This is a genomic window from Prauserella muralis (genome assembly GCF_003202285.1).
Taxonomy (GTDB): Bacteria; Actinomycetota; Actinomycetes; order Mycobacteriales; family Pseudonocardiaceae; genus Prauserella_B; species Prauserella_B muralis.
This window is the reverse complement of record NZ_MASW01000002.1, coordinates 1,334,518-1,360,382: the sequence shown is the minus strand read 5'-3', so window position 1 is coordinate 1,360,382 and position 25,865 is coordinate 1,334,518. Positions and strand designations below refer to the sequence as shown.

The following is a 25,865-nucleotide window of genomic DNA, read 5'->3' as shown; positions in this document are numbered from 1 at the left end:
GCTCTCCGACCAACGCCCGCTGCCGGCACCCGACACACGTGCGGACCGGCCTGTGACCGTCCTGACGGCGTGCGGAATCCGACCGCGGGCGTTGCACCACCTCTAGTTTAGCCCCTGGTCAATCAGTCAGCCGAACCGGTTGCCGCGGCGTGCGGCGAATCGTCCGGCGCGGCCTGCTGCTGCGGGCCGCTCTCGGGAGCGGCGTCGCTGCGGATGTCGATCCGCCAGCCGGTCAGCCGCGCGGCGAGGCGGGCGTTCTGCCCCTCCTTGCCGATGGCCAGGGACAACTGGAAGTCGGGGACGACGACGCGGGCCGTCTTGGCACGCTCGTCGACCACCTTCACCGACACAACCTTCGCGGGCGACAGCGCATTCCCGACGAAGCGCCCGGGATCCTCCGAGTAGTCGATGATGTCGATCTTCTCGCCGCCGAGCTCGCTCATGACATTGCGCACACGCGCGCCGACGGGCCCGATGCACGCGCCCTTGGCGTTGACACCCGCCACCGTCGACCGGACGGCGATCTTCGAGCGGTGTCCCGCCTCGCGGGCGACCGCGGCGATCTCCACCGTTCCGTCGGCGATCTCGGGCACCTCGAGCGCGAACAGCTTGCGCACCAGGTTCGGGTGCGTGCGCGAGAGCGTGATCTGCGGGCCGCGCGCGCTACGCGACACGCCCACCACGTAGGCCTTGATCCGGCTGCCGTGCTGGTACGACTCGCCGGGCACCTGCTCGGCGGCGGGCAGCACCCCCTCGGTGTCGCCGACCTGCACGATCACCATGCCGCGGGCGTTCGCGCGCGCGTCGCGCTGGATGACACCCGCGACGATCTCGCCCTCCTTGGCGGAGAACTCGCCGTAGGTCTTCTCGTGTTCGGCGTCGCGCAGCCGCTGCAGGATCACCTGGCGCGCGGTGGTGGCGGCGATCCGGCCGAAGCCCTCCGGCGTGTCGTCCCACTCCTCGGCGACCTCGCCGTTCTCGTCCAGCGTGTGCGCGAGCACGCGCACGAAGCCCGTCTTGCGGTCGATGTCGATCTTGGCGTGCGGCTGGTGGCCCTCGGTGTGCTTGTAGGCGGTGAGCAGGGCCGTCTCGATGGCCTCCAGCACGGTCTCGAAGGGGATGTCCTTATCTCGTTCGATCGCGCGCAGTGCCGCGATGTCGACGTTCACCTCGACTCCTCCTTCGCTCCGGCACCGTCGTCGATCTTGCCGGACGCGTCCGCCTCCAGCAGCTTGAGCTCTCCCGCGGGCGGCTGCTTGAACTCGATCTCCAGCACCGCCTTGGCCACGCCGTCGTACCGGACGTCGCGGATGGTGCCGTCGACGAGCACCCGCACCGAGCTCGGGCCCGCCTCGCCGACGCGGCCGACGAACTCGGCGCCCTCCGTCGGCGTGATCCGCACCTGCCGGTACTTGGCCCGTCTCCAGTGCCGCTGTCTGGTCAGCGGGCGATCGACACCCGGCGACGTGACCTCGAGAGTGTAGGCGCCCGCGATGAGGTGCTCGTGCTCGTCCAGGGCCGCCGACACGGCCCTCGAGATGTCGGCGACCTCGTCGAGCCCGACACCCTCATCGCCGTCGACCACTACTTTGACCAGCTTGCGCCGGCCGGCTTGTTGCACGTCCAGCGCGTCGAGATCGAAACCCGCGGCCGTGACGGCTTCGGCCACGATGGGCTCCAGCCGACTGGCGAGTTCGTTGGGCACCGTGCTGCTCCCCGTTCTCGGAGTTCGAAGTGGTGGTTCAGCTTATCTTGCCGGGACCCGCTTCCGCCGACCATCGGACCCCGCCTGGCAGGATGACGTCTCGTGAGTTCCCGACCCCTGCTGACCCGGCGCGGTCTGCTGCGCACCGTCGCGGTCACCGCGCTGGCCGCCCCCGTGGCCGCCGCGTGCGGCCCCGGCTACGACGACAGCCCCGACCAGCTGCTCCCGCTGCTGCGCCGCGCCAGGGCCGACGCCGCCGCCGCGAACGCGCTGGCGCGCTCCTCCGCCGACGTCGCCGAGCTGGCCAGGCAGGTCGCCACGGCGCGGACGGCACAGGCCGACGCGCTGCAGCAGGAGGTCGACCGGCTCAACAAGCCCAGGCCGGAGGGCGGCAACGCGCCCCCGGAGACGGTGCGGGACCTCTCCGCGCTGGGCGAGCGGCTGGCGCAGGCCCGCACGCAGGCGGCCGAGCTGGTGCCACGCCTGCCCGCCTACCGCGCGGGGCTCACCGGCTCGGTGGCGGCGGGCTGCGCGGCGGTGCAGCAGCTCGCGCCGTCCCTGGGCGCCGAGCAGCCCGGCACCGTCGACGTGCCCTCGACCGGGGAGCTGACGCCGGAGGCCGTCGGCGCGCTGCAGCAGGCACTGGCGGCCGAGCACGCGGCCATGTGGGTGTACGGCCTGGTGAGCGCGTTCCTGCCCGCCGACTACGCGGCAGGCATCGACAACGGAACCGACGCGCACCGGGACCGCAGGGACGCCTGCGAGCGGGTGCTCACCGCGGCCGGGGTCACGCCACGCCCGCCCGAGGCGGCCTACGTGCCCCCCGAGCCGGTGCGGGGCGAGGACGCGGCCGTGCAGCTCGTGGTGACCGCCGAGACCGACGCGGCGAACGCCTGGCACGGCGTGCTGGAGCGCACCGGCGACGCCGGGCTGCGCAGGCTCGCCACCCAGGCGCTCATCGGCTCGGCCACCCGGTGCACGAGCTGGCGGATCGAGGCGGGACGGCAACCTGCCGCGCTCGCGCTGCCGGGCCGCGCCACCGGCACGGACTGACTGCCTGACCGCGGTGGCCCGGGACCGCGGCTCAGCGCAGTGCCGCGGACAGCCGCAGCGCGTCGGCCGCGATGCGGGCGAGCGTGTCGTCGGCGGCGCGCTCACCGAAATAGGCGGCCTCCACGATGGTGACCTCGCTGCCCTCGGCGGTGGACGCGTACTCGCCGCCGGCGACCTCGGGGGCACCCGGCAGGTTCGCCGTGCCGTCGCGCACCAGGTCGTTGATGTTGCCGGTGCCCTCGGTGTCGGTGATGGCCTTCAGCTGTCGCGCGCCGCCCGCGTCGGGCATCGTCACCAGGACCACCGAGACCAGCGCCCTGGCCTCGCCGGACCCGGTGGTGTAGAGCGCACGGTCGAGACGGCTGCAGGGAGTGGACGCCAGCCAGTCCGCGACGTCGCCGTAGGCGTTGCCCGCGCAGTCCGTGGACCGCTGCGGCCCCGCCACGACCGTGTAGTCGAACGCGCCGCTGGTCAGCGGGTCCTCGGTGACCGTGGGCTCGGCCTGACCCTCGACCCCGCTGCCCGACGTGCGGAGCAACCCCCAGATCAGCCCCGCCACGACGGCGACCGCGACCAGCCCCGCCCCGCGCAGCAGCCACTGGGTGCCGCGCGGCCGGTTCGGCGGCGCAGGCCGCACGGCGCGTAACGGCGCCGTGTCGCTCACTCCGGGGTTGTATTGCTCGCCAGCCACGGGCTGTGACCGTAGCCGACGCCGGTCACCCCAGAGCGGCCAGCACCCGGTCCACGTCGTCGGCCGTGTTGTAGAGATGGAAACCGATCCGGGCCTTGCCCGCGCGCACGCTGGCCTTCACCTCCGCGTCCGCGAGCCGCTCCGCGGCGTGGGGCGCGGCCAGTGCCACGATCGCGCTGCCCCGGGCAGGCGACCCGAGCTTGGCCAGCAGCAGGTCGGCGAGCCCGGTGCAGTGCTGGTGCACCTCAGCCTGGTCGAGCGAGGCCACGTACGGCAGGGCCACGGCGGCACCGGCGAACGACAGCCAGGCGGGCGAGATGTCGAACCGGCGCGCGCCGGAAGCCAGGCGCAGCGGCAGGCCGTAGACCGACTGCCACGGGTCCTCCCCCGCGTACCAGTTGGCCGCCACGGGCACGGTCCGCTCCATCGCCCGCGGGTGCACGGCGAGCCAGGCGGCGCCACGCGGAGCCAGCAGCCACTTGTAGGAACCGCCGACCACCCAGTCCGCCCACTCCAGCGCCAGGGGCAGCCAGCCGGCCGCCTGCGTCACGTCCAGCAGCACCGGCACCCCGGTGGCCGCGGCGGCCTCGCGCAGCGCGGGCAGGTCGGCCAGCGCGCCGTCGGCGGACTGGACCACGCTCACCGCGACCAGGTCGTGTCCCTCCACCCTGGACGGCAGGTCGGCCAGCGGCACCTCGTGCACCGTGACGCCCCTGCTGCCGTGTGCGGCGAACGGGAAGCTGACGCTGGTGAACTCGTTGCCGGCGGTGAGCACCCGCGCGCCGTCGGGCAGGCCCGCCGCGACCATGCCCACCAGCGACGAGACACTGCCGCCGATGGCGATCCGCTCGGCGGGCACGCCGGCCAGACGGGCGAACGCGCCGCGAGTGATGTCCACGGCCTCGTCGAAGTCCGGTGGCGCCGCGGCGCCGGTGCGCCAGCGCCGTACCGTCTCGTCCACCGCGTCGGCGACGTGCGCGGGCGGGATGCCGACGCTCGGCGTGTTCAGGTACCCGGCGGGAACGGCGAAGCCGGCGGAGAAGGCGTGGCGCATGACGCCGACACTACCGAGCCGGCGAGCACCGCCCACCCCGTTATGGTGGCTGCCGCCGACGCCGGCGGCCAACACACCGCCCGGCGTCAGGCGTTGTCGGCGCGCTCCAGGAACGGACCGAACAGGTCGGGCACCGCGGTCTCGGCGAAGGCCAGGCCGTCGCTCTCGCCGATGTCGTAGATGGAGTAGGCGCCCTGCCCGGCCGCCGTGGTGGCGGTGAGGGTGAGCAGCCCCTTGCGGCGCTGGAAGATCGACTGCTTGGCGGTCCAGCCGATGATGCCGCGCCGTTGCAGGGCCACCGTGCCCCGCCGGACGGCGCCGCTGCGGGCCACGAGATAGCCGCCGGTGAGCCCGTGGCCGAGGTTGCGGTACGCCTCGACGGCGAGCGCGACGGCGACCGGCGCCAGCACCACCGCGCTGATCCACGCCACGTGCAGCAACACCGCCGACACCGTCACACCGAGCACCAGCAGCACCAGCACCGGTACCGCCGCGGCCGCCAGCGCCCACCGGATCCGCCTGCCCCGCGCGGCGAGCGGGTGGGCCCGTAGCCGCACCGACTCGGTCGGCGAGACCGGTTCCGCCAGCACCAGCGCGGCGACCCGGTCGGCCTCCGCCTTCGGCGCCGAGGGCAGCAGCGTCTTGTGGTCGGTGCGCTCGTTCTCCTTCTGCTTCACCAGTCCGGTGGCGACCGCGTCGACCCTGGCGGCGCCGACGAGCCGGTTGCCCAGCGGCTCGACCACCTCAACACCCCGCAGCCTCCGCTCCTCCAGCGAGATGGACCGGGTGGTGAGCAGGCCGCGGCGGACCCGCAGTGTGCCGCCCGGCTCGCGGTCGAGGCGGTAGTTCCACCACATCTCCACGAACAGCGCGCTCGAGCCGACGACCCCGACGACGAGGCCGATGCCGACGAGCACACCGATCGCCGCGAGCAGGGGCAGGTCCCGCAGCACGTCCAGGGCCCAGGTGATGACGCCCTGCTGCAGCCCGAACCACTCGGCGACCTGCAGCACCGCGCCGAACACGGCCACCCCGAGCGTCGGGGTCAGAAACGACATCGGCGCGAACCGCACCCACGACAGGTCGAGCGTGGCCAGCCTGCCGTTCTCCGGCTCCCCGGCCACCGGTCCCGCGGGTGCCCGTTCCAGCAGCTGCCTGCGCAGCCGATCGGCCTCGGCCTTGGTGACCGGGTGCAGCGCGAGCGAGCCCTCCCCCGCACCGGCCTGCTCCCCGGTGCCGATCTTGACGTTGACGAGCCCGAACACGCGCAGCAGCAGCCCGGCGGTGAGGTCGACGCTGCGGATGCGCTCGCGGCTGAGCGAGCGGCGCTTGCGCACCAGGATCCCGGTGTGCAGCTCCACGCGTTCGGCGGTGACGCGGTAGCGGGTCTTGCGCCAGCGCACCTCGTCGGCCACCGCGGCCGCGGCGATGCCGGCGAGCGCGACGGGCACCACGATCGCCAGGGCGATCACCGGCGAGGTGCCGCCGCCGATACCGATACCGGCGGGAAGGCCTGCGGCGACGGCCACCCCGGCGGCGTTGGCCGCGGTGACGACGACGGTGCGGTGGTCGAGCGCGCGCCAGTCGCTCACGTGGCGTCTCCCGGCGTGGCCTGCGTGGTCTCGGTGAGCTGGCGCACCAGGTCGGCCGCGAGCTCGTGGTCGAGGCCGGGGATGGTGACGGCGCCCTTCGCCGACGCGGTGGTGACCGTGACCGTCGCCAGCCCGAAGAACTGCTCCAGCGGCCCGCGCTGGGTGTCGACGGTCTGGATGCGCGACATCGGCGCCACGCGCCACTCCTGCCAGAAGAAGCCGGTCCGCGTGTAGACGGCGTCGCCGGTGATCTCCCAGCGGTGCACCCGGTACCACCACAGCGGCAGCAGCACGACGAAGGGCAGGCCGGCGAGGGCCACGGCCCCGGCGGCGACCAGCAGCCACAGCCTCGCGGGCAGCAGGAACTGCGCCAGTGCGAGCAGCACGACGCACGGCGTGCCGAACAGCAGCAGGAACCCGGTTCGCCACCAGCGCACGGCTCGCGGGTCGAGCTGGTTGTTCGGCGGGCGCAGGCGCAGCGGAACGTCCTGTTCTGACGGTGTCTCCGGCGTGTCCGGCACGGCCCCCACTCCCCGTCGGCTACGAGTGGCTGGAATCTAGCACCGGGGCACCGTGGGTCACGGCCCGCCCACGGTGAGCCCGTCCTCGGCGCCGCCGCGGCTCAGCACGATGTCGCGGGTGCGCTCCAGCGCCTCGGTGCGGCGTGGCGTCGGCTCGGCGGTGGTGAGGTCGGTCAGCCGGATCGGCGGGCCCAGCTCGACGAGGGTGGGCACGTACCCGGCCTCGTCGACGGTCCAGTCCCCGCCACGGCGCACGAACCGGAACTGGGCCGCGATGCCCTCCTCGGACACGCCCACCGGCTCGGCGTGCCGGGCGACGGAGTTGCCGAGCCCGTAGGCCACCCACTTGTCGCCGAGCTTCTCGATCGGCTGCACGACGTGGGCGTGATGGCCGACGATCAGGTCGATCGCGTCGCCGGCCAGCAGCTGCTCGGCGAGCTGCTGCTGCTCGGCGGTGGGCTCGTGCTGGTACTCCTCGCCCCAGTGCAGGCTCGCGATCACCACCTCGGCTCCCGCGGCCCTGGCCGCCTCGGCCTGGGCGAGCACGGCCTCGGGATCGAGCGGGTTGGCCAGCCAGGGCTTGTCGGCGGGCAGCTCGAACCCGTTGAAGCCGAACGTGAACGAGACCTGCCCGACCTTGACGCCGCCGACGTCGACCACGAGCGGAGTGGCGGCCTCCTGCTCCGTGCGCGCGGAGCCGGTGTGCTCGAGACCGGCCTCGTCGAGGGCGCCGAGCGTGCTGGTGACGCCCTCCTCGCCGTGGTCGAGCACGTGGTTGGAGGCGGTCGAGCAGCTGTCGTAGCCGATGTCGGCGAGCGTGTCGGCCAGCTCGGGCGGGGCGCTGAACTGGGGGTAGCCGCTGTAGGGCCCGCCGTCCTCGGCGAGCGGCACCTCCAGGTGGCACAACGCGAGGTCGGCCTTGCTGATCAGCGGCCGCACGCCCTCGAACAGCGGGCCGAAGTCGAACGCGTCCGGCTCGCCGCCCGCCTCCTCCGCGGCCTGCTCGTACAGGTCGGGATGGATGAGCACGTCACCGGTGGCCACGACGGTGAACGAGTCCTCCGCCGCGGAAGCGGACGGAGCCGGGGGCGCGGGTGGTACGGACGGCGATCCTCCGGCGGGTGCCGTGCTGCAGGCACCCGCCAGCAGCGCGACACCGGCGATCGCGCTCGCGGCACGACGGACCATGATCAGCCTTTCGGGGGATGGGTGGCGTCATCCTGCCTGGTCCCCGCGAGCGCCGCGACGTTGCCCTAGCTAAGTGTCGTCCACCAGCCGTCGACCTGCGGCGGAGCGGCCACGTCGATCCGTTCGCCCGGCCGCGGCACCGCGAGCGTGACCCCGCGGGCCTTGGCCTCCTGCCACGCCCGGTCGACCGGCTCGCTCCACGCGTGCGGCGCGAGGTTGAACGTCGCCCAGTGCACCGGGATCATCAGGCCACCGCGGACGTCGAGGTGCGTGGCCACGCCCTCCTCGGGCGTCATGTGGATGTCGGGCCAGCTGGGGGCGTAGGCGCCGATCTGCACGAGCGTGGCGTCGAAGGGCCCGTACTGCTCGCCGATGCGGGTGAACCCGTCGAAGTGGCCGGTGTCGCCGCTGTAGAAGACGCGGTGCCGCTCGCCCGCGATCACCCAGGACGCCCACAGCGTGTTGTTGCGCTCGAAGCCCCGGCCGGAGAAGTGCTGGGCGGGCGTGGCGACGATCCGCAGGCCGCCCGCCTCGGTCTCGTCGCCCCAGTCCAGCTCGACGATGCGGGACTCGGGCACCTGCCAGGCCCGCAGGTGCGCGCCGACGCCCAGCGGCACCACGAACGGCGCCCGCTGCGTGCGCGCCAGCGTCAGCACGGTCGGCATGTCGAGGTGGTCGTAGTGGTCGTGGGAGATGACGATCGCGTCGACCGGCGGCAGGTCGTCGATCCGGTGCGGCACGGGGTGCAGCCTGCGCGGCCCGACGAGCCGCGACGGCGACACCCGGTCGCTCCACACCGGGTCGAGCAGCACCCTGGCGCCGTCCAGCTCGACGAGCGACGACGCGTGTCCGAACCACGTGATGTGCAGGCCCTCGGCCGGGGCGGGACCCGACGGCACCACCAGCGGAACCGGCGCGGCCGGGTGCCGCGGCTGCCCGCCGAAGAGCAGCTCACGCGCGGCCTGCTTGCCACTGCCTGGCGGAAGCCAGCGAGGTGGCGCGGGGTTGCGGAAGGCGCCGTCGCGGAACTGCGGCGACCCGGCGAGCGCGGCGCTGTCCGGCCGCCCGCCGAGAGCAGCGCGCACGCCCCGTGCCGCGAGCGCCACTCCGGTCACCGCGACCGCTCCCGCACCGGCCGCCGCGCCACCCAGCAGCCAGGAGGCCGCGTGTGTGCCCCTGTTCACCCGTTTGCCGCCCATGTCCCGCCCTCCGTGTCCGCGTCTGCCGGATCAACGCCGCGTCCCGACCGGGTGTTCCCGCGGGCAACGGCGCCGCTCACGGCGGTCCGGGCGGGGCAGGAACGCGCGTAGGCTGAGCGCGTGGACGCGCTGGGGTCGCTGCTCGACGGGCCGAGACCACGTGGCGCCTTCCTGCTGAAGGCCCTGCTGGACCCGCCGTGGTCGCTGCATGTGCGCGACCGCGCGCCGCTGGCGCTGCTGGCCATGGCCGCGGGCGAGGGGTGGCTCGTGCCCGCGGGCGGCGCCCCCGAACGGCTGTGTCCCGGCGACGTCGCCGTGGTGCGTGGCCCCGCGCCGTACGTGCTGGCCGACGACCCCGCCACCCCGCCCACCGCGGTGATCCATCCGGGGCAGCGCGCGACGACGCCGGACGGCGAGGAGTTGTGCGAGCGCCTGGCGCTGGGCGCGCGGACATGGGGCACCGGCGGCTCCACCACGGTGCTCGTCGCGGTCCACGAAACGCCCGGCGAGCTGAGTTCCCGGCTGCTGGGCGCACTTCCCGCCACGCTGGTCATCCGCAGCCGGACCTGGGAGTCGCCGCTGGTGCCGCTGCTGGCGGCCGAGCTCGGGCGCGACGAGCCCGGCCAGGACGTCGTGCTGGACCGTCTGCTCGACCTGCTGCTGGTCGCCGCGCTGCGCGAGTGGTTCGCTCGCGAGGACGCCGACGCGCCCGCCTGGTACCGGGCGCACACCGATCCCGTGGCCGGCCAGGCACTGCGGCTGCTGCACGACGATCCCGCGCACCCGTGGACGGTCGCCACGCTCGCCGCCAAGACAGGGGTGTCCCGCGCGGCGCTGGCCCGCCGGTTCACCGCGCTCGTCGGCGAGTCGCCGATGGCCTACCTCACCGGCTTGCGCCTGGCGCTGGCCGCCGACCTGCTGCGCGGCTCCGACTCCACAGTGGACGCCGTGGCCAGGAAGGTGGGCTACGGCAGCCCGTTCGCCCTGAGCACGGCGTTCAAGCGCGTCCGTGGCCTCAGCCCGCAGGAGTACCGCGAGCGGACCGTGCATCCCGCCACCGTGGCGGGTGCCGCGCCCGGCTAGCGCGGCACCGACCGTCCATTCGCACTCGGCAAACCGGGGCTTGACTTCCCCGCTGATCGCGTGTCAGGGTTTAGTTATGCGCATAACTGGCCAGGGCCGACCGCGCCGCGTGTCCCAGATGGACATTGCGCGGCAGGCGGGCGTCACCCAGGCCGCCGTATCGTTGATCCTGCGGGGCAAGGCGGAGTCCATCCCGGAGGAGACGCGGCAGCGGGTGCTCGACGTCGCGCGCGAGCTCGGCTACCGCGCCGATCCGCTGGCCCGCCGACTGGCCAAGGGGCGCAGTCAGCTGCTCGGCGTGTTCACCTACGAACGGGTGTTCAGCGTGGCCCAGCGCAGCCTGTACCACCCGTTCCTGCTCGGCATCGAGGAAGCCGCCGAGCAGGCCGGACACGACCTGCTGCTGTTCACCAGCGCGGCCACCTCCGGGCCGGTGCGCAGCATCTACGCGGGCGGCGAGAACAAGCTGCGCCTCGTCGACGGCGCGGTGCTGCTCGGTCGCGACGAGATCCCCGCCGAACTGGAACAACTGGTCGCCGAGGAGTACCCGTTCGTCTTCATTGGACGGCGCTTTCTCGGCGACGGGCGCGAGGTGCCCAACGTGTCCCCCGACTACACGGGCGCGGGACGTGCGCTGGCCGGGCGGCTCGCCGAGGCGGGGCACCGCCGGATCCGCTACGTCGGCGCCAACCCGGAGCTGCCCGCCACCGCCGACCGGCTCGCCGGGCTTCGCGCGCGGCGGCTGGAGGTGTCGTCGGCCTTTCCCCACCTCGCCGAGATCTCGGCGGAGTTCGTGCGTGAGCTCCAGCGGGCCGGGGTCACCGCGGTGGTCGCGGAGAGCACCGACTACGCCGAGGCGCTGCGGTCGGCCGCCGAAGGCTGCGGGCTGAGCGTGCCCGGCGGGTTGTCACTGGCCGTGGCGGGCGTGTCCGAGGACGACGGGGACACCGGCTGGTCCGGCTACGGCATCCCCGGCAGACTCCTCGGGCGGCTCGCGCTGGAGCGCCTGCTCGGCCGCCTGGACGGCACGGCCGAGGCCACGGCCACGGTGGCGTGCCCGCCCCACGAGGGCACCACGCTGGCCGCGCCCGAGAACTGACCGCCCGAACGAAAACGATCCCATCCCCGCCAACCCCAATGGAGAGGTTGCATGAGCACGCGTTTGCGCTGCCTGCTCGCCGCGTCCGCGGTCGCGCTGACCGCGGCCTGCGGTGTCGGCGACCAGGCCGGATCCAACACCGTGACGATGACGGTCTGGACGTCCAACCAGGCCCAGCTCGACCTGCTGAACCGGCTGGCCGACGACTTCTCGGCCCAGCACGACGGCGCGGACGTGCGCATCCAGTCCGTGCCGCAGGCCGACTACACCACCAAGATCTCGGTGCGCCTCGCGGGTGGCGACGCGCCCGACCTCGGCTGGCTCGGCGCGCCCGACGCCGTCGGCATGGCCGCCTCCGGCCAGCTCGCCGACGTCGGCCCGGCACTGCGTAACGATCCGGAGTACCGGTTCGACGACTTCGTGCCCGCCGCGTTCACCAACTGGCGCGGCGGCGACGCCGTGTACGGCGTGCCGTTCTCGACCAGCCCGTTCTTCGTCATCTACAACAAGGACGCCTTCGCCACGGCGAACCTGCCCGAGCCCGCCGAGCTGGCGGCGCGGGGCGACTGGACATGGGACCGGCTGGCCGGGCTCGCCCGCGACCTGCAGCCGAGCCTGCCGCGCGGTCACTTCGTCTTCCAGAGCAACGAGGGCAGCGTCTACGGTCCCCTGCCGGTGTCGTGGCCGACGCTGGATCCGCTGTTGCGGGCCCACGGTGCCGGGTTCTACGACCCGCAGACCAAACGCTGCACGCTCGACAGCCCCGCGGCCGCCGAGGCCGTCGGCACCTTCCACCGGATGGCGTTCGACGACCGCACCGCCGTGCCGCCCGGCGCGCAGGCCGACTTCTACGCGGGCAACGCGGCGATGACGATCACCCAGTTGTCGAGGCTGTCGCAGCTGGAGGGCGCCGAGTTCGACTACGGCATCGCGCCGCTGCCCGGCGGCCCCGGCGGGCAGCCGCACGTGACCGGGCAGGCCGGGCTCGTGGTCTTCGAGCAGGCACCGCACAAGGAGCTGGCCACGGAGCTGCTCAAGTACCTGACCAGCGAGAAGGCGGTCCGGGAGCTGGCGGAGTTCTACCCGCCCGCCCGCACGTCGGTGCTGGCCGACGCCCCGGAGATCTACCGGGACTCGCGGCTGTCCGAGCAGGCGGTGAAGGACATCCTGGTGCCGGGCATCACCGAGGGCCACGCGTTCCAGTACCCCCGGACGTGGCCGGAGATCAAGACGACCGCGCAGCCGGTGTTCGACCAGCTGTGGAGCCCCGGTGCCGACGTGGGCTCGGTGCTGGGCAGGCTGTGCGGCGAGGTCGGCCCGTTGCTGAAGCAGGCGGAGTGACGGAGCAGGCGTGGCCGCACCGATCCTGACTCCCACCCCCGAGGCCACCGGCCGGTCCGGCTCGCCCGCCCCTCGGCGGGCGCGCCGGCACCGGCGGCGGGAGGCGCTGACCGGCTACCTGTTGATCTCCCCGCAGGCACTCGGGTTCACGCTGTTCGTTCTCGTCCCGCTCGTCGCCATCGTCGTGCTGTCGTTCACGCACACCGACCTGCGCTCGGGCCGGTCGGAGGCGGCGGGCTGGGACAACTACCGCCAGTTGCTCACCGAGGATCCCACGTTCTGGCGGTCGGTGGCCGTCACCGGCGTGTTCGCGCTCGGTCTCGTGGCCATCAACGTCGGCCTGTCACTGGGACTGGCGCTCGTGCTGTACCGGCGCCCTCCCGGCGCGGGGCTGTTTCTCACCCTGGCCTTCCTGTCGGTGGTCACCTCGCAGGCGGCCTGGGCACTGGTGTGGCGGTTCCTGCTGCAGGGCGAGGGCGGCGGCGTCAACGAGCTGCTGTCGCTGGTCGGCATCACCGGCCCCAACTGGCTGTTCGAGGCGAAACCGGCGCTGGCGGCGGTGATCGTGGTGGCCGCGCTGAAGACCGTGGGGCTCAAGGCCGTCATCTTCCTCGCCGCGCTGCGCAACATCCCGTCGGAGACGCTCGAGGCCGCCCGGCTCGACGGCGCGAGCGAGTGGCGGCTCATCCGGCACGTCGTGCTGCCGTTGATCGCGCCGACCACGCTGGTGGTCGTGCTGATCACGTTCATCGGCTCGTTCCAGGTCTTCGACTACATCCAGCTGATGACGCACGGCGGCCCCTCGCACGCGACGTCGGTGCTGGCGTTCTACCTCTACGAGCAGGCGTTCGAGCTGTTCCAGGCGGGCTACGCCAGCGCGATCGCCGTGGTCCTCTTCGGACTGACACTGCTGCTGGTCGCCGCGCAGTGGTGGGCGAGGCGGAAGTGGGTGCACAGTGAGTAGGCTCCTCACCCGCGGCGCGCTGTACCTCTTCCTGATCGCGCTGTCGGTTCCGCTGGTCTTTCCGTTCCTGTGGATGGTCTCGAGCGCGCTGAAGCTGCCCGGCGACGTGCTCGCCTCACCTCCGCAGCTGGTCCCCGCCGAGGTCACGTGGGACAACATCCGCGACGTGTTCACGTTCCAGCCGTTCGCGCGGCAGGTCTACAACAGCCTCTACATCGCCACCCTCGTGGCTCTGTTCACGTGCGTGCTGTCGCTGCTGTCCGGCTACGCGTTCGCGCGGCTGCGGTTTCCCGGGCGCAACGTGCTCTTCTTCCTGTTCCTGTCGGCGTTGATGCTGCCGGTCGAGGTGACGCTGATCCCGAACTTCAGCCTGATGAAGGCACTCGGGTTCGCCGACACGCACGTGCCGCTGCTGGCGCTGCCGGTGTTCGGTGCCACCGGGGTCACGGGGGTCTTCCTGATGCGCCAGTTCATCCAGTCGATCCCGGTGGAACTGGAGGAGGCCGCCATGATCGACGGCATGGGCAGGCTGCGGATCCTGCTGCACGTGATCCTGCCGCTGACCCGCCCGATGCTGGGCACCATCGGCATCATCGCGTTCCTCTACAGCTGGAACTCCTTCCTGGAACCGCTGGTGTTCGTCAACCGCAGCGAGCTGTTCACCGTGCCGCTCGCGCTGACGGCGTTCACCGACACCAGCGGCAACCCCATCTGGGGCGTGCAGATGGCGGCGACCGCCATCTCGACCGTGCCCCTGCTGCTGGCCTACCTCGTGGCCCGGCGACAGATCACCGAAAGCCTCGCCCAGACGGGCATCAAGTGAACGGAGGGACATGGCTTCAGCCCACGGACTCGACTGCGACGTCCTGGTGGTCGGCGGCGGGTGCGGCGGGGTGGCGGCGGCGCTGTCCGCGGCGCTGCTCGGCCGCCGCGTCGTGCTCACCGAGGCGACCGGCTGGCTCGGTGGCCAGCTGACGGCACAGGCCGTGCCGCCCGACGAGAACCCGTGGGTGGAGACGACCGGCAGCACCGCGTCCTACCGGCTGCTGCGCTCGCGCGTGCGCGACCGCTACCGTGCCGATCCGCGGCTCGGCGAGCAGGCCCGCGCGCGGCGCGAGCTCAACCCCGGTGAGGGCTGGGTGAGCGCGCTGTGTGCCGAGCCGGTGGTGGTCCACGACGTGCTCACCGAGTTGCTGCGGCCGCTGTGCCGGTCGGGAAACCTCACCATCCGGCAGCACCACGTCCCCGTCTCCGCCGACACCGGCGGCGACCGGGTCGAGGCCGTCGCCTTCACCGCCCCGGACGGCCCGGTGACGCTGCGGGCGGCCCACGTCATCGACGCGACCGAGGAAGGCGACCTGCTGCCGCTGACCGGGTGCGAGCACGTGCTCGGCGCCGAGAGCGAGGCCGACACCGGCGAGCCGCATGCGCTGCCCGGCCCCGCCGACCCGTTCGACCAGCAGGCGCTGACCTGGTGCGTGGCGCTGGAGCACGGCTCCGGCGAGCACGTGATCGAGCGGCCCCGCGACTACGACTTCTGGCGCGGCTACCGGGCACCGTTCTGGCCGGGGCCGCAGCTGGGCTGGGCCACCCAGGAGCCGGAGACGGGACGGACGCTGCGCAGGCCGCTGTTCGGCGAGGACGGCGAGCAGGACCTGTGGCGCTTCCGGCGTATTCGCAGCGGGCGGCTGTACGACCCGCCGTTGCCGGATGTCTCGCTGGTGAACTGGCCGCAGATCGACTACTGGCTCGCGCCCGTGACGGGCGTGGGTGCCGCCGAGCGGGACCGGCGGCTGGAGCAGGCCCGGCAGCTGACCCTGTCGTTCGTGTACTGGCTGCAGACGGAGGCGCCCCGCCCGGACGGCGGTGCGGGGTATCCGTGGCTGCGGCCCGCCGGGGAGCCGCTCGGCACCGCCGACGGGCTGGCCGCCGCGCCCTACATCCGGGAGGCCCGCCGCATCCGCGCGGAGTTCACGGTGCTGGAGCAGCACGTCGGCGTCGAGGCGCGCGAGGGGCTGGCCGGCGCCGAGCAGTTCCCCGACAGCGCCGGCATCGGCAGCTACCGCATCGACCTGCATCCCAGCACCGGCGGCAGCGGGTATCTGGACATCGCGTGCTACCCGTTCCAGATCCCGCTCGGCGCGCTGATTCCGCAGCGGCTCGACAACCTGCTCGCCGGCGGCAAGTGCCTCGGCGTCACCCACCTGACCAACGGCTGTTACCGGCTGCATCCCGTGGAGTGGAACACGGGCGAGGCGGCGGGCGCGCTCGCCGCGTTCGCGCTGGAGTCCGGCGTGCCGCCCCGTGCCGTGCGGGCCCGCCCGGACCTGCTCGCCGAGTTCCAGCGGGTGCTGACCAAGCTCGGCATCCCGCTGGAGTGGCCCGAGGACGTGCGCACCTTCCAGCGCTGACGCGCGCGAGTCCTGCACTCAGGCCCGCGAGTCCTGCACTCAGGACGCCGAGTTCTGCACTCAGGACGCCGAGTTCTGCGTTCCGGTACCGAGCCGCCGAACCCGAACGCAGAACTCGCGGGCACGAACGCAGGACTCGCGGGCACGAACGCAGAACTCGCGGGCACGAACGCAGGACTCGCGGGTGTCAGGCTTCGCGGTCCTTCAGGACCCGGCGCAGGATCTTGCCCGTCGGCGACTTCGGGATCTCGTCGACGAACTCGACGTCCCGGATCTTCTTGTACGGCGCGACGCGCTCGGCGACCCACGCCAGGAGGTCCTCTGCCGTGAGGCCGCCGTCGGCGACCACGAAGGCCTTCGGCGCCTCGCCGCCCTCGGCATGCGGCACACCGATCACCGCGGCGTCGAGCACCCGCGGGTGGCTCAGCAGCACGGCCTCCAGCTCCGCGGGCGCCACCTGGTAGCCCTTGTACTTGATGAGCTCCTTGAGCCGGTCGACGATCCAGAACACGCCGTCGCCGTCCACCCGCGCGATGTCGCCCGTGTGCAGCCAGCCGTCGGTGATCGTCGCCGCGGTGGCCTCCGGGTTGTCCAGGTAGCCCGCCATCACCTGCGGGCCCCGCACCAGCAGCTCCCCCGCCTCGCCGGGCTCGACGTCGGTGTCGGTGCCGGGCACCACGAGCCGCGCCTCGGTGCCGGGCGAGAGCCGGCCCACGCTGCCGGCGGGCATCGAGGAGAACTCGGCGTCGAACACCTGATGCGTGCCGGGGCTGGCCTCGGTCATGCCGTAGCCCTGCCGGATCAGGCAGCCCAGCCGCTTCTCCGCCCGCTCGGTCACCTCCACGTCCAGCGGCGCCGCGCCACAGAAGGCGAACCGCAGCGCGGAGAGGTCGTAGTCCTCCACCCCGGGCAGGTTCGCCAGCGTCAGCACCATCGGCGGCGCGAAGTACGCCCGCGTCACCCGGTGCTTCTCCAGCGCGGCGAGGTAGCCGTGCGGCTCGAACCGCGGCAGCGTCAGCACCGTCGCCCCGGCCAGCAGCCCGGAGTTGAGGATGATCGTGAAGCCGTAGATGTGGAAGAACGGCAGCACGGCGGCCTGCACGTCGTCGCTGGTGATACGCCAGCCGACACGGGTCTGCGCCAGGTTGGCCACCAGGTTGCGGTGCGTGAGCCGCACGCCCTTCGCCATGCCGGTGGTACCGCTGGAGAACGGCAGCGCGGCCACCGCCGTGGCCGGATCCAGCTCCGGCGACGGCGCGGGCCTGCCCTCGGCCAGCAGGTCCGCGAACGGCCGGGCGCCCTCGTGCTCGCCAAGGACGAGCACGTGCGCGATCCCCGCGGCCCGCGCCACCTCCAGCGCCTTGCCCGCCACCGGCTCCGCCGTGATCAGCACCGACGCCCGCGACGCCGCGAGCTGCTTGCCGATCTCCTCCGGGGTGAGCACGGGGTTGATGGGCGTGACCGCCGCGCCGGCGGCCAGCACGGCGTGCAGGGCGACGGCGTAGCGCGGCTGGTTGTGGCTCAGCAGCGCGACGACGTCGCCCGGCCGCACCCCCAGCGCGGCCAGCCCTCCGGCGCCCGCCTGCACGGCGTCCACCAGCTCCGCGTAGCCGATCCGCTCCCCGGTCACGCCGTCCACGAGCGCTGCCCTGTCCCCGAACCGGCGGGCCTGCCCGAGGACGAACTCGGTGAGTGTCAGCGCCGGAACCTCGACGTCCGGCAGCGGACTGCGATAGATCATGCTGACTCCCCGTCGAGCCGGAGGAACCTAGGCATAGAAGCGGAACACCGGCTGGGCGACACACGCGGGCTTGTCGCCGTTCTCGATCTCGACCACGACGTCGACGGTGAGCTGCAGCCCGCCGCCCGCCACCTCGTCCACCTGAGCCAGCGTGCCGGACATCCGGACCCGCGAGCCCGCCCGCACCGGCGAGGGGAACCGCACCTTGTTCAGCCCGTAGTTGACCTTCGTGGTGACGCCGTCGACCTCCAGCAACTCCGTCCACATCGGAATAACCAGGGAGAGCGTCAGGTAGCCGTGGGCGATCGTGCCTCCGAAGGGCCCGTCCTTGGCCCGCTCGGGGTCGACGTGGATCCACTGGTGGTCGCCGGTGGCGTCGGCGAAGGTGTCGATCCGCTCCTGCGTCACCTCGATCCAGTCGCTGGTGCCCAGCTCGCTGCCGACGAGCGTCTTGACCTCGTCGAAGGAAACCCTTGTCGTCACTTGTTCTCCTCAAGGCCCAGCACGCGCACGGCGTTGTCCTTCATGATCTTCGGCCGGACGTGCGGTTTCATGTCGAGTTTGTCGAAGTCGCTGATCCACCGGTCCGGGGTGATCAGCGGGTAGTCGGAACCGAACAGCACCTTGTCCTGCAGCAGGCTGTTGGCGTAGCGCACCAGCTGCGGCGGGAAGTACTTCGGCGACCAGCCGGACAGGTCGATGTGGACCTTCGGCTTGTGCAGCGCCACCGCCAGAGCCTCGTCCTGCCACGGAAAAGACGGGTGCGCCATGATGATCGTCAGCTCCGGGAACTCCACGGCGACCTCGTCGAGCAGCATCGGGTTGGACAGCCCGAGCTTGATCCCGCCCCCGCCCGGCATGCCGGCGCCGATGCCGGTCTGCCCGGTGTGGAACAGCGCGGGCACCCCGAGCTCCTGCGCCACCTCCAGCAGCGGGTAGGCGCTGCCGTCGTTGGGCGCGAAGTCCTGGATGCTGGGGTGGAACTTGATGCCGCGCACCCCGTGCCGGCTCACCAGTTCCCGGAAGCGGCGGGCTCCGGCCGCGCCCTTGGCCGGGTCGATGCTGGCGAACGGGATCAGCACGTCGGAGTGCTCGGCCGCGGCCTCGGCGATCTCCTCGTTGGACAGCGCCGGGTGCCCGGTGGCCGACTCGATGTCCACGGTGAACACCACGGCGCCGATGCGCCGCTGCCGGTAGTAGTCGGCGATCTCGTCGAGCGTCGGCGCCCGGTGGTCGGCGCCGAAGTGCTCGGCCGAGGCCTCCAGGAAGTCGTCGGGCAGCGACAGGTGGCCGTGCCCGTCGGTCTCGATGTGGACGTGGACGTCGATCGCGTCGAGCGTGGTGGGATCCATGGCCACCTCCTAGTTCGCGGGCGGTTCGGGAAGCTTCTCGCCGACGCTCTGCGGCTCGGCGCCCACGGTGGTCGACCAGACCCGCGCGATGGCGTCGGCGCTCCAGCCGCCCTCGGCGTAGGCGGTGGCCACCTGCTGCGGGTGCGACCACAGGGAGAGCCGGTCGCCGCCGATGCCGATGCACTGGCCGGTGACGTCGGAGGCGGCGTCGGAGGCGAGGAACGCGACGAGCCCGGCGGCGTCCTCGGGGCCGCCGAAGGCCAGCGCCTGCCGCGCGAAGGCGGGCATCGGCTCCCCGGCGCGCATCTTCTCGACGTAGCCCTGCAGCGCGGGGATCGTCTCGGTCATGGCCGTGGCGGCCACGGGAATCACCGCGTTCACGGTGATCCCGGCCCGCGCCAGCTCCATCGACCAGGTCCGCGCGAACGCGGCGATGCCCGCCTTGGCCGCCGAGTAGTTGGTCTGGCCGAAGTTGCCGCGCTGCCCCGCGGGCGAGCCGACGAGGATGAGCCGCCCGCCGTCGCCCTGCTCGCGCATCTGCCTCGCGGCGGCGCGGGCACACGTGAACGTGCCCCGCAGGTGCACGCCGATGACGGTGTCGAAGTCGTCGTCGGACATCTTCCACAGCACCCGGTCGCGCAGCACGCCGGCGTTGGTCACCAGCACGTCGAGCCTGCCGAACTCGGCGACGGCCCTGGCGACGAGCGCGTCGGCGGCCTCGGTGCTGCCGACGGCGGCCACCTCGGCGACCGCGGTGCCGCCCGCGTCGGTGATCTCCTTGGCCGCCGCCTCGGCCGTGGCCGCGTCGACGTCGTTGACGACGACCTTGGCCCCCGACGCGGCCAGTTCCTTCGCGTAGGCGAGACCCAGCCCCCGGCCGCTGCCGGTGACGATCGCGACCTTTCCGGTCAGCTCCATCAACGCTCCTTGTGTCTCAGGTTTCCTGATATAAAGGTGTACTCATCAACCGTTATGGTTGTCAACCATTGACGCAGTCACTCATCTGCCCGAGGAGGAGCCATCGCCACCACCGAGCCGATCCCCGACGCCGACCGGCCGGGCCGGACCGGCTTCCTGCTCGCGCGCGCCGGGGGCAGGGCGATCCGCAGCCTCAACCGCGCGCTCGAGCCGTTCGGCCTGCGCAGCAGGCACTACACGGTGCTGTCGGCCTCGGCTGCCCGCGGCGGGCTGTCCCAGCGGGAGCTGGGCGAGATACTGGGCGTGGATCCCAGCGCCGTGGTCGCACTCGTCGACGACCTCGAGCGGGCCGGACTGGTGCGGCGCGACCCGCACCCGGACGACCGGCGCACCCGCCTCGTCGTGGTCACCGCCGCCGGGCAGGTGACGCTGGCCGAGACACGGGAGCTGGCCCGCCGGGTGGACGACGGGCTGCTCGCCGCGCTCACTCCCACCGAGCGCGCGACCCTGGAAACGCTGCTGGAACGTCTCACCGACCCCTCATGACGACGCGCCCTTCGTGCGCAGGAACGACGCCAGCCTGCGCAGCGGCCAGGTGTTGATCACGTCCTCGGCGGTGAGCCAGCCGCGCTGCGCGGTGCCCACCCCGTAGCGGGGAAACGCCAGGTGCACCGGTGAGTGCGCGTCGCTGTTGATCGCGAACTTCACGCCGAACCGCTTGGCGCGCAGGATGTCCTCGTCGCACAGGTCGAGCCGGTCGGGCGCGGAGTTGATCTCCAGCGCCGTTCCGGTGCGCGCACACGCGGCGAACACCGCGTCGAGATCCACGTCGATCGGCGGCCGCCTGCCGATGATCCGGCCGGTGGGGTGGCCGATGATGTGCACGCACGGGTTCTCGATCGCGCGCAGCAGCCTGCGCGTCATCGTGTCGCGGTCCTGGGTGAAGTGCGAGTGCACCGAGGCCACGCACACGTCGAAGCCCCGCAGGAAGTCCTCCGGCCAGTCCACACCGCCGTCCGGCCCGATGTTGAGCTCGGTGCCGTGCAGCAGCCGCAGCCTCCGGTGCCTGCCGTCGAGCGCACGCACCTGCTCGCGCTGCGCGAGCATCTTCTCGTCCGACATCCGCTGCATCGCCATGTCGGGCGCGTGGTCGGTGATCGCGTAGTACGCCAGCCCGCGTTCGGCGGCCGCGCGCACCATCTCCTCCAGCGACGCCACGCCGTCGGTCAGGTCCGTGTGGGTGTGCAGGTCGCCGCGCAGGTCGGCCTCGGTGACCAGCTCGGGCAGCGCTGCCCGCCGGGCCGCCTCGATCTCGCCCCGGTCCTCCCGCAGCGGCGGCGCGATCCACGGCAGGCCCAGGCGGTCGTAGACCTCCTCCTCCGTCTCCGACACGATCAGCTCGCCGGTGCCGGCGTCGAACAGCCCGTACTCGGAGAGCTTCAACCCGGCGTGCACGGCCATCTCGCGCGTGCGGATGTTGTGCGCCTTCGACCCGGTGAAGTACTGCAGGGCCGCGCCCCACGACTCCAGCGGCACGACCCGCAGGTCCACCTGCAGCCCCTTGGTCGTGCGGATGGAGGTCTTCTTCTGGCCCGACGCGATCACCTCGGCCACGAAGGGCAGCGCGCGGAAGGCCTCCATCAGCGGCGCGGAATCCTCGGCGGCCGCGAGAACGTCGACGTCGCCGATGGTCTCGCGGAACCGGCGCAGCGACCCGGCGTGCGCGCACCGCACGCACCCGGTGACCCGCGACAGCGCGGCGGTGATCTCCTCGGCCAGCTCGAGCGCCACGTTCAGCAGGGCCCGGTCACCCGCCTGCTGCATCAGCGCCACGCCGTGCAGGATGTTCTCCTCGGTCTTGGGCCCGAAACCCTTGAGCCCGCGCAGCCGCTCGGAGTGGATGGCCTCGACCAGCTCGTCGACCGACGAGATCCCCAGATCCTCGTAGAGCACGGCGGCCTTCTTCGGGCCAAGCGTGGGGATCGCGATCAGTTGCCGCACGCCGGCCGGGATCTTCGCGCGCGCCTCCTCGATGGCGGCCACCTGCCCGGTGCGGACATACTCAGCGACCTTCTCGGCGATCGATTTCCCCACCCCGGGGATCGCCTTGAGCTCGGCGACGCCCAGCGTGGAGACGTCCTCGTGATGGCCGCCGACGGCGCGGGCGGCCTTCTCGTAGGAGCGCACCTTGAAGGCATCGCCCCCGGTGATGGAGAGGAGGTCGGCGTATTCCTGCAGCAGTGCCTCGACCTCGTCGTTCGGCCGGGCCATGCCGCCATCCTAGAACCCCGGTGGCGGACCGGGCAGGCTCAGATGATCGGCCGCACCGGGCACTCGTCCCTCGGCCCGTGCCTGCGCAGCTCGGTCCACGCGTCGGCGAGGCGGCGCACCAGCTCGTCGGCCACCTCGGGCGCGTGCATGAACGGCACGCGCAGGTAGCCGTCGTGCACACCGGTCGGGTCCATGGTCGAGCCGGGGATTACCTCGACGCCGTGCCGCAGCGCCAGCTGGGCGAAGACGTCGGCGTTGCCCTCGGGCAGCGCGACCCACAGCGACGAGCCGCCGTCGGGGGTGCGCCAGCGCCAGCCGGGCAGCCGCTCCCGCAGCAGGGACTCCAGGTACTCGCAGCGCTCGCGACGCAGCGCCGACCGGCTCTTGGTGATGTCGGCCAGCCGCGGGAACAACCGCGCGGCGACGGCCTGCTCGATGGCAGGGCTGGCCAGGTCGGCCAATGCCTTGCGCCGGGCGCAGCGCTCGATGATCCCGGCGGGGCCTCGGATCCAGCCGATCCGCAGCCCGCCCCACACGGCCTTGAGCGACTCGACGGTGACCACCTCGGCGCCGGCGGGCGCGTAGGCGGCCAGGGGCGGCATCTGAACGCCGTCGTCGCGGAACCCGCAGCCCGCATAGGCGTTGTCCTCCAGCACGGCCACGCCGTGCCGGGCGGCCAGCTCGGCCACCCGCCGCCTGCGCGCCTCGGACATCAGCACGCCGGCGGGATTGTGGTAGGTCGGCATGACGTAGAGCAGCGCGGGCCGGTGCTCGGCCAGCGCGTCGGACAGCAGCCGCGCGTCGATGCCCTCGTCGTCGAGCGGCACCGCGGCCACGTCGGCGTGCACGGACCGGAAGATGTCCAGGCACGGCGGCCAGCTGGGCCCCTCCACGACCACGGTGGACGGCGAGCGCAGGTACACGTCGGCCACCAGCACGAGCGCCTGGTGCGCGCCGGTGGTGATCAGCACCTCGTCGGCGGAGGTCGGCAGGCCCAGCGCGGTGTAGTGGTCGGCGACGGCGGCGCGCAGTGACGGCAGCCCCCTGGCCTGGTAGCCGGGGTCGGTCAGCAGCTCGTCGATGTCGAACCGGACCACCTCCTCCAGCGCCTCGGCCACCTCGGGAGCACCGCTGTCGGCCGCGCACGCCAGCGAGATCGGCGGGCCGGGGCCGTCGATGAGCCGCTGGAAGATCACGGTGCCGCGGCCGCCCGAGACGCGCCCGTCGCTGCGGGCGGGGCGCACGGCCGGGCTGATCCGGGTGCCGCTGCCCTGCCTGCGGTCGAGCAGGTCCCGTGCGCGCAGCTCGTCGTAGGCGGCCACCACGGTCGCCCTGCTCACCGCCAACGACCGGGCCAGTTCCCGTTCCGAAGGCAGCCGCTGCCCCGCGTGCAGGGCGCCGTCCTTCGCGGCGCCGGCCAGCGCGTCCGCCAGCTTCCGGTACAGCGGCCCGGGTCCGGCAGTCCAGTCGCCGAGCACGGTGGCCAGCTCGGCACCCTGCTGAAAACGATCCAATTCGCTCGCCATTGGCCCTTACTCCAGTCCACTTTCCTGAGCACTCTAGACCACAAGCAGTCCAGTTGACAGGCCCCAGCGGCCGGAGGGGAAGGATCGCCATGCTGGTCACCGCGTTGTTCCTGGTCACCACGACAGTACTGCTGGCAGGGCTGGGCCGTGCGGTGCGGCCGGCAGGCCCGCTGCCCGACGCCGAGCCGGCGTTCGCCCGGCACGTGGTGGCAGGCGTGCTGGTGCTGGCACAGCTCAGCGCCAGCTACTCCCAGCGGATCGAGTGGTACGTGCGGGAGATGCGCGGGGAGCCACTCGTTCACGCGTAGTGCGCGCCGAGGCCGGATTGGCCCGGTGCGACGTGCGCGCGCAGCACGAGGTCGTCGTCGTAGTCCCCGCCGTCCTGGTGGCGGTACCGGATGGGCGCGGCCTCGGGCAGCGCCGCCAGCACGCGCCGGAGCCGCCCGGCCGCGGTGGCGAAGTCGGCTGCGGTGGCCCGGTCCGCCCCGTACACGGCCACGGGCGGCAGGACCTCCATGCCCGTGTACCAGAAGATGCCGTGCAGCAGGCCGAACAGCACGTCGTGCAGCTCACCGTGGATGCCGCGAGGGCCGAACGAGGCCTCCCTCGCCCCGATCGTGGTCACGGCCAGCGCCCGCTTGCCCGCCAGCCCGCCGTCGCCGTAGCGCAGGGTGCGCCCCGTGGCCGGGTCCCCGACGCCGAAGGCGAAGCCGTTGACGAATACCCGGTCGAACCAGCCCTTGAGGATCGCGGGCGGTCCCATCCACCACAGGGGGAACTGCACGACGAGCGTGTCGGCCCAGCGCAGCTTGTCCTGCTCGGCGCGGATGTCGGCGGACAGCGCACCCGCGGCGTAGGCGCGCTTCGACACCTCGCCCACCAGTAGCCGCTCGCCGGGGTCGTGGCCGAAGTCGCCTGCCTCCACCACCGGGTTCCACTTCATGGCGTAGAGATCGCTGACCTCGACGGCGTGACCCGCCGCCTTCAGCGCGGCGACGCCGTCGTCGGCGAGGGCCGCGCTCAGCGAGCGCTGGTCGGGATGCGCGATGACCCAGAGCACGTTCATGCCCTCGATCCTGCGCAGCGCCGCCCGCCGCCGGCGAGTGGCCCGGAGGCCATCCTGTGAAAGAATCAGGCCATGACGTCGGCGCCGCACCGGGTCGCGGTCCTCGCCCGCCACGGGGTCATGCCCCTGGAGCTGGGACTGGTCCACCAGCTGTTCGGCCAGGCCCGCTCTCCGGACGGGGTGCGGCTCTACGACGTCGTCACCTGCGCCCTGGAGCCCGGTACCGTGCGCACGGACGCCGACTTCGGCATCCACGTCGCCCACGGTCCGGACACGCTCGCGCACGCGGGCACGGTGGTCATCCCCGCCACGCACGAGCCGGACGAGACCGAGACCGCAGGGCGCCTGTCCCCCGCGCTCGCCGCCGCGCTCGCCCTGATCCGGCCGGGGACCCGCCTGGCCTCGATCTGCACGGGTGCCTTCGTGCTGGCCGCCGCCGGGCTGCTGGACGGCCGCGAGGCCACCACGCACTGGCAGTCCGCCGACGACTTCCGCCGCCTCTACCCCGCGGTGCGGCTCAACCCCGACGTGCTCTACACCGACTCCGGCGACGTGCTCACCTCGGCGGGGGAAGCCTCCGGCATCGACCTGTGCCTGCATCTCATCCGCCGCGACCACGGCGCCGCGGTGGCCGCCGAGGTGGCCCGCCGCACGGTCGTCCCGCCGCACCGCGAGGGCGGGCAGGCCCAGTACGTCAGACGCCCGGTGGCCGAGCCACGCGTGTCCTCCACGGGCGGGGCGAGGGCCTGGGCGCTGCGCCACCTCGACCGGCCCCTGTCGCTGCGCGAACTCGCGGCGACGGCGGGGATGAGCACGCGCACCTTCACCCGGCGCTTCCGCGAGGAGGTGGGCCTCTCCCCGGGCCAGTGGCTGGCCCGGCAGCGCATCGAACGCGCCCGGCAGCTGCTCGAGGAGACCGACCTGCCGGTGGACCGCGTCGCTGAGCAGGCCGGATTCGGCACGGCCGTGTCGCTGCGGCAGCACCTGCACGCCGCCATCGGGGTGTCGCCCAGCACCTACCGGGCGACGTTCCGGGGCGGAATGTCACCAGGGTGAAAAACGTTGTCATCACCGAGAGAGGTGACAACGA

At 72.9% G+C, this 25,865-nt stretch carries 25 protein-coding genes; 10 read left to right on the top strand and 15 right to left on the bottom strand.

The window, feature by feature from the left end; genetic code table 11:
- Nucleotides 1–122: 122 nt before the first annotated feature.
- Entirely contained in the window at nt 123–1,169 is a 1,047-nt protein-coding gene (gene nusA / locus BAY60_RS17580) for a transcription termination factor NusA (protein WP_112281980.1), read from the bottom strand.
- On the bottom strand, nt 1,166–1,705 hold the full coding sequence (gene rimP, locus BAY60_RS17575) for a ribosome maturation factor RimP (protein WP_112281979.1): 540 nt from the start codon (nt 1,703–1,705) through the stop codon (nt 1,166–1,168). The genes nusA and rimP overlap by 4 nt, the downstream gene beginning before the upstream one ends.
- A 102-nt stretch (nt 1,706–1,807) precedes the next feature.
- Here rimP and BAY60_RS17570 point away from each other — a divergent pair, with 102 nt between their 5' ends.
- Nucleotides 1,808–2,758: a ferritin-like domain-containing protein gene (locus BAY60_RS17570; protein ID WP_245992580.1), complete on the top strand. Its 951-nt coding sequence runs from the start codon at nt 1,808–1,810 to the stop codon at nt 2,756–2,758.
- Between the two features lie 31 nt (nt 2,759–2,789).
- Here BAY60_RS17570 and BAY60_RS17565 read toward each other — a convergent pair whose 3' ends face one another.
- The 6 genes from BAY60_RS17565 to BAY60_RS17540 form a co-directional block, all read right to left on the bottom strand.
- Nucleotides 2,790–3,449, bottom strand: a complete 660-nt coding sequence (locus tag BAY60_RS17565; protein WP_245992579.1) for a hypothetical protein — start codon at nt 3,447–3,449, stop codon at nt 2,790–2,792.
- A gap of 25 nt (nt 3,450–3,474) precedes the next feature.
- Nucleotides 3,475–4,503: an aminotransferase class V-fold PLP-dependent enzyme gene (locus BAY60_RS17560; RefSeq protein ID WP_112281978.1), complete on the bottom strand. Its 1,029-nt coding sequence runs from the start codon at nt 4,501–4,503 to the stop codon at nt 3,475–3,477.
- Nucleotides 4,504–4,589: 86 nt separating this feature from the next.
- Nucleotides 4,590–6,095 (bottom strand): PH domain-containing protein, encoded by a 1,506-nt coding sequence (locus BAY60_RS17555; RefSeq protein WP_112281977.1) that lies wholly within the window; start codon nt 6,093–6,095, stop codon nt 4,590–4,592.
- Entirely contained in the window at nt 6,092–6,616 is a 525-nt protein-coding gene (locus BAY60_RS17550; RefSeq protein ID WP_245992578.1) for a PH domain-containing protein, read from the bottom strand. Before BAY60_RS17550 ends, BAY60_RS17555 begins: the two co-directional genes overlap by 4 nt.
- Before the next feature lie 57 nt (nt 6,617–6,673).
- Complete coding sequence (locus tag BAY60_RS17545; protein ID WP_112281976.1) at nt 6,674–7,804, bottom strand: CapA family protein; 1,131 nt, start codon at nt 7,802–7,804, stop codon at nt 6,674–6,676.
- 65 nt (nt 7,805–7,869) lie between these two features.
- The gene (locus BAY60_RS17540) at nt 7,870–9,003 is read right to left on the bottom strand and encodes an MBL fold metallo-hydrolase (protein ID WP_112281975.1); all 1,134 of its coding nucleotides are present in this window, start codon (nt 9,001–9,003) and stop codon (nt 7,870–7,872) included.
- Between the two features lie 120 nt (nt 9,004–9,123).
- Between BAY60_RS17540 and BAY60_RS17535 the strand changes: the two genes are divergently transcribed.
- From BAY60_RS17535 to BAY60_RS17510, 6 genes are all read left to right on the top strand, one after another.
- Complete coding sequence (locus tag BAY60_RS17535; RefSeq protein WP_112281974.1) at nt 9,124–10,086, top strand: AraC family transcriptional regulator; 963 nt, start codon at nt 9,124–9,126, stop codon at nt 10,084–10,086.
- A gap of 118 nt (nt 10,087–10,204) precedes the next feature.
- A complete protein-coding gene (locus tag BAY60_RS17530; RefSeq protein WP_170160442.1) occupies nt 10,205–11,185 on the top strand; it encodes a LacI family DNA-binding transcriptional regulator in 981 nt (326 codons plus the stop codon).
- 51 nt (nt 11,186–11,236) lie between these two features.
- Nucleotides 11,237–12,526 (top strand): ABC transporter substrate-binding protein, encoded by a 1,290-nt coding sequence (locus BAY60_RS17525; protein WP_112281972.1) that lies wholly within the window; start codon nt 11,237–11,239, stop codon nt 12,524–12,526.
- Nucleotides 12,527–12,536: 10 nt separating this feature from the next.
- Nucleotides 12,537–13,490, top strand: coding sequence for a carbohydrate ABC transporter permease (locus BAY60_RS17520; protein WP_211330353.1), 954 nt, complete (start codon nt 12,537–12,539; stop codon nt 13,488–13,490).
- Nucleotides 13,483–14,313, top strand: coding sequence for a carbohydrate ABC transporter permease (locus tag BAY60_RS17515; RefSeq protein ID WP_245992576.1), 831 nt, complete (start codon nt 13,483–13,485; stop codon nt 14,311–14,313). The genes BAY60_RS17520 and BAY60_RS17515 overlap by 8 nt, the downstream gene beginning before the upstream one ends.
- Before the next feature lie 10 nt (nt 14,314–14,323).
- Nucleotides 14,324–15,901, top strand: a complete 1,578-nt coding sequence (locus tag BAY60_RS17510; RefSeq protein WP_112281971.1) for an FAD-dependent oxidoreductase — start codon at nt 14,324–14,326, stop codon at nt 15,899–15,901.
- A 187-nt stretch (nt 15,902–16,088) separates the two neighbouring features.
- Here BAY60_RS17510 and BAY60_RS17505 read toward each other — a convergent pair whose 3' ends face one another.
- The 4 genes from BAY60_RS17505 to BAY60_RS17490 are packed head-to-tail and all read right to left on the bottom strand — an operon-like array spanning nt 16,089 to nt 19,912.
- Nucleotides 16,089–17,642: an AMP-binding protein gene (locus BAY60_RS17505; protein ID WP_112281970.1), complete on the bottom strand. Its 1,554-nt coding sequence runs from the start codon at nt 17,640–17,642 to the stop codon at nt 16,089–16,091.
- Between the two features lie 27 nt (nt 17,643–17,669).
- Nucleotides 17,670–18,125 (bottom strand): MaoC family dehydratase, encoded by a 456-nt coding sequence (locus tag BAY60_RS17500; RefSeq protein ID WP_112281969.1) that lies wholly within the window; start codon nt 18,123–18,125, stop codon nt 17,670–17,672.
- On the bottom strand, nt 18,122–18,994 hold the full coding sequence (locus BAY60_RS17495) for an amidohydrolase family protein (protein ID WP_112281968.1): 873 nt from the start codon (nt 18,992–18,994) through the stop codon (nt 18,122–18,124). Before BAY60_RS17495 ends, BAY60_RS17500 begins: the two co-directional genes overlap by 4 nt.
- 9 nt (nt 18,995–19,003) lie before the next feature.
- Nucleotides 19,004–19,912 carry an SDR family NAD(P)-dependent oxidoreductase gene (locus tag BAY60_RS17490; RefSeq protein WP_112281967.1) on the bottom strand — a complete coding sequence of 303 codons (909 nt, stop codon included), beginning with the start codon at nt 19,910–19,912 and terminating at the stop codon, nt 19,004–19,006.
- 102 nt (nt 19,913–20,014) lie between these two features.
- On the opposite strand from BAY60_RS17490, the gene BAY60_RS17485 reads away from it, so the two are divergent.
- Nucleotides 20,015–20,458, top strand: coding sequence for a MarR family winged helix-turn-helix transcriptional regulator (locus tag BAY60_RS17485; RefSeq protein ID WP_342769779.1), 444 nt, complete (start codon nt 20,015–20,017; stop codon nt 20,456–20,458).
- Here the strand turns inward: BAY60_RS17485 and polX are convergent.
- Together polX and BAY60_RS17475 are read right to left on the bottom strand one after the other, a co-directional pair.
- Nucleotides 20,453–22,183 (bottom strand): DNA polymerase/3'-5' exonuclease PolX, encoded by a 1,731-nt coding sequence (gene polX, locus BAY60_RS17480; RefSeq protein WP_112281965.1) that lies wholly within the window; start codon nt 22,181–22,183, stop codon nt 20,453–20,455. The two genes, BAY60_RS17485 and polX, sit on opposite strands and share 6 nt — an antisense overlap.
- Before the next feature lie 38 nt (nt 22,184–22,221).
- Nucleotides 22,222–23,709 (bottom strand): aminotransferase-like domain-containing protein, encoded by a 1,488-nt coding sequence (locus BAY60_RS17475; RefSeq protein WP_112281964.1) that lies wholly within the window; start codon nt 23,707–23,709, stop codon nt 22,222–22,224.
- 53 nt (nt 23,710–23,762) lie between these two features.
- Here BAY60_RS17475 and BAY60_RS17470 point away from each other — a divergent pair, with 53 nt between their 5' ends.
- Entirely contained in the window at nt 23,763–24,017 is a 255-nt protein-coding gene (locus BAY60_RS17470; RefSeq protein ID WP_245992572.1) for a hypothetical protein, read from the top strand.
- Here BAY60_RS17470 and BAY60_RS17465 read toward each other — a convergent pair.
- Entirely contained in the window at nt 24,008–24,775 is a 768-nt protein-coding gene (locus tag BAY60_RS17465) for an NAD(P)H-dependent oxidoreductase (RefSeq protein ID WP_112281962.1), read from the bottom strand. The genes BAY60_RS17470 and BAY60_RS17465 overlap by 10 nt on opposite strands.
- Before the next feature lie 72 nt (nt 24,776–24,847).
- On the opposite strand from BAY60_RS17465, the gene BAY60_RS17460 reads away from it, so the two are divergent.
- The gene (locus tag BAY60_RS17460; RefSeq protein ID WP_112281961.1) at nt 24,848–25,831 is read left to right on the top strand and encodes a GlxA family transcriptional regulator; all 984 of its coding nucleotides are present in this window, start codon (nt 24,848–24,850) and stop codon (nt 25,829–25,831) included.
- The last annotated feature ends 34 nt before the right edge of the window (nt 25,832–25,865 follow it).

Bases quoted from the DNA above. Each gene is read 5' to 3' on its own strand.
- BAY60_RS17490 (WP_112281967.1), bottom strand. From the start codon at position 19,912: ATGGAGCTGACCGGAAAGGTCGCGATCGTCACCGGCAGCGGCCGGGGG.
- BAY60_RS17545 (WP_112281976.1), bottom strand. From the start codon at position 7,804: ATGGTCCGTCGTGCCGCGAGCGCGATCGCCGGTGTCGCGCTGCTGGCG.
- BAY60_RS17465 (WP_112281962.1), bottom strand. From the start codon at position 24,775: ATGAACGTGCTCTGGGTCATCGCGCATCCCGACCAGCGCTCGCTGAGC.
- BAY60_RS17495 (WP_112281968.1), bottom strand. From the start codon at position 18,994: ATGGATCCCACCACGCTCGACGCGATCGACGTCCACGTCCACATCGAG.
- BAY60_RS17460 (WP_112281961.1), top strand. From the start codon at position 24,848: ATGACGTCGGCGCCGCACCGGGTCGCGGTCCTCGCCCGCCACGGGGTC.
- BAY60_RS17540 (WP_112281975.1), bottom strand. From the start codon at position 9,003: ATGGGCGGCAAACGGGTGAACAGGGGCACACACGCGGCCTCCTGGCTG.
- BAY60_RS17530 (WP_170160442.1), top strand. From the start codon at position 10,205: ATGGACATTGCGCGGCAGGCGGGCGTCACCCAGGCCGCCGTATCGTTG.
- BAY60_RS17510 (WP_112281971.1), top strand. From the start codon at position 14,324: ATGGCTTCAGCCCACGGACTCGACTGCGACGTCCTGGTGGTCGGCGGC.
- BAY60_RS17505 (WP_112281970.1), bottom strand. From the start codon at position 17,642: ATGATCTATCGCAGTCCGCTGCCGGACGTCGAGGTTCCGGCGCTGACA.
- BAY60_RS17560 (WP_112281978.1), bottom strand. From the start codon at position 4,503: ATGCGCCACGCCTTCTCCGCCGGCTTCGCCGTTCCCGCCGGGTACCTG.
- polX (WP_112281965.1), bottom strand. From the start codon at position 22,183: ATGGCCCGGCCGAACGACGAGGTCGAGGCACTGCTGCAGGAATACGCC.
- BAY60_RS17525 (WP_112281972.1), top strand. From the start codon at position 11,237: ATGAGCACGCGTTTGCGCTGCCTGCTCGCCGCGTCCGCGGTCGCGCTG.
- BAY60_RS17475 (WP_112281964.1), bottom strand. From the start codon at position 23,709: ATGGCGAGCGAATTGGATCGTTTTCAGCAGGGTGCCGAGCTGGCCACC.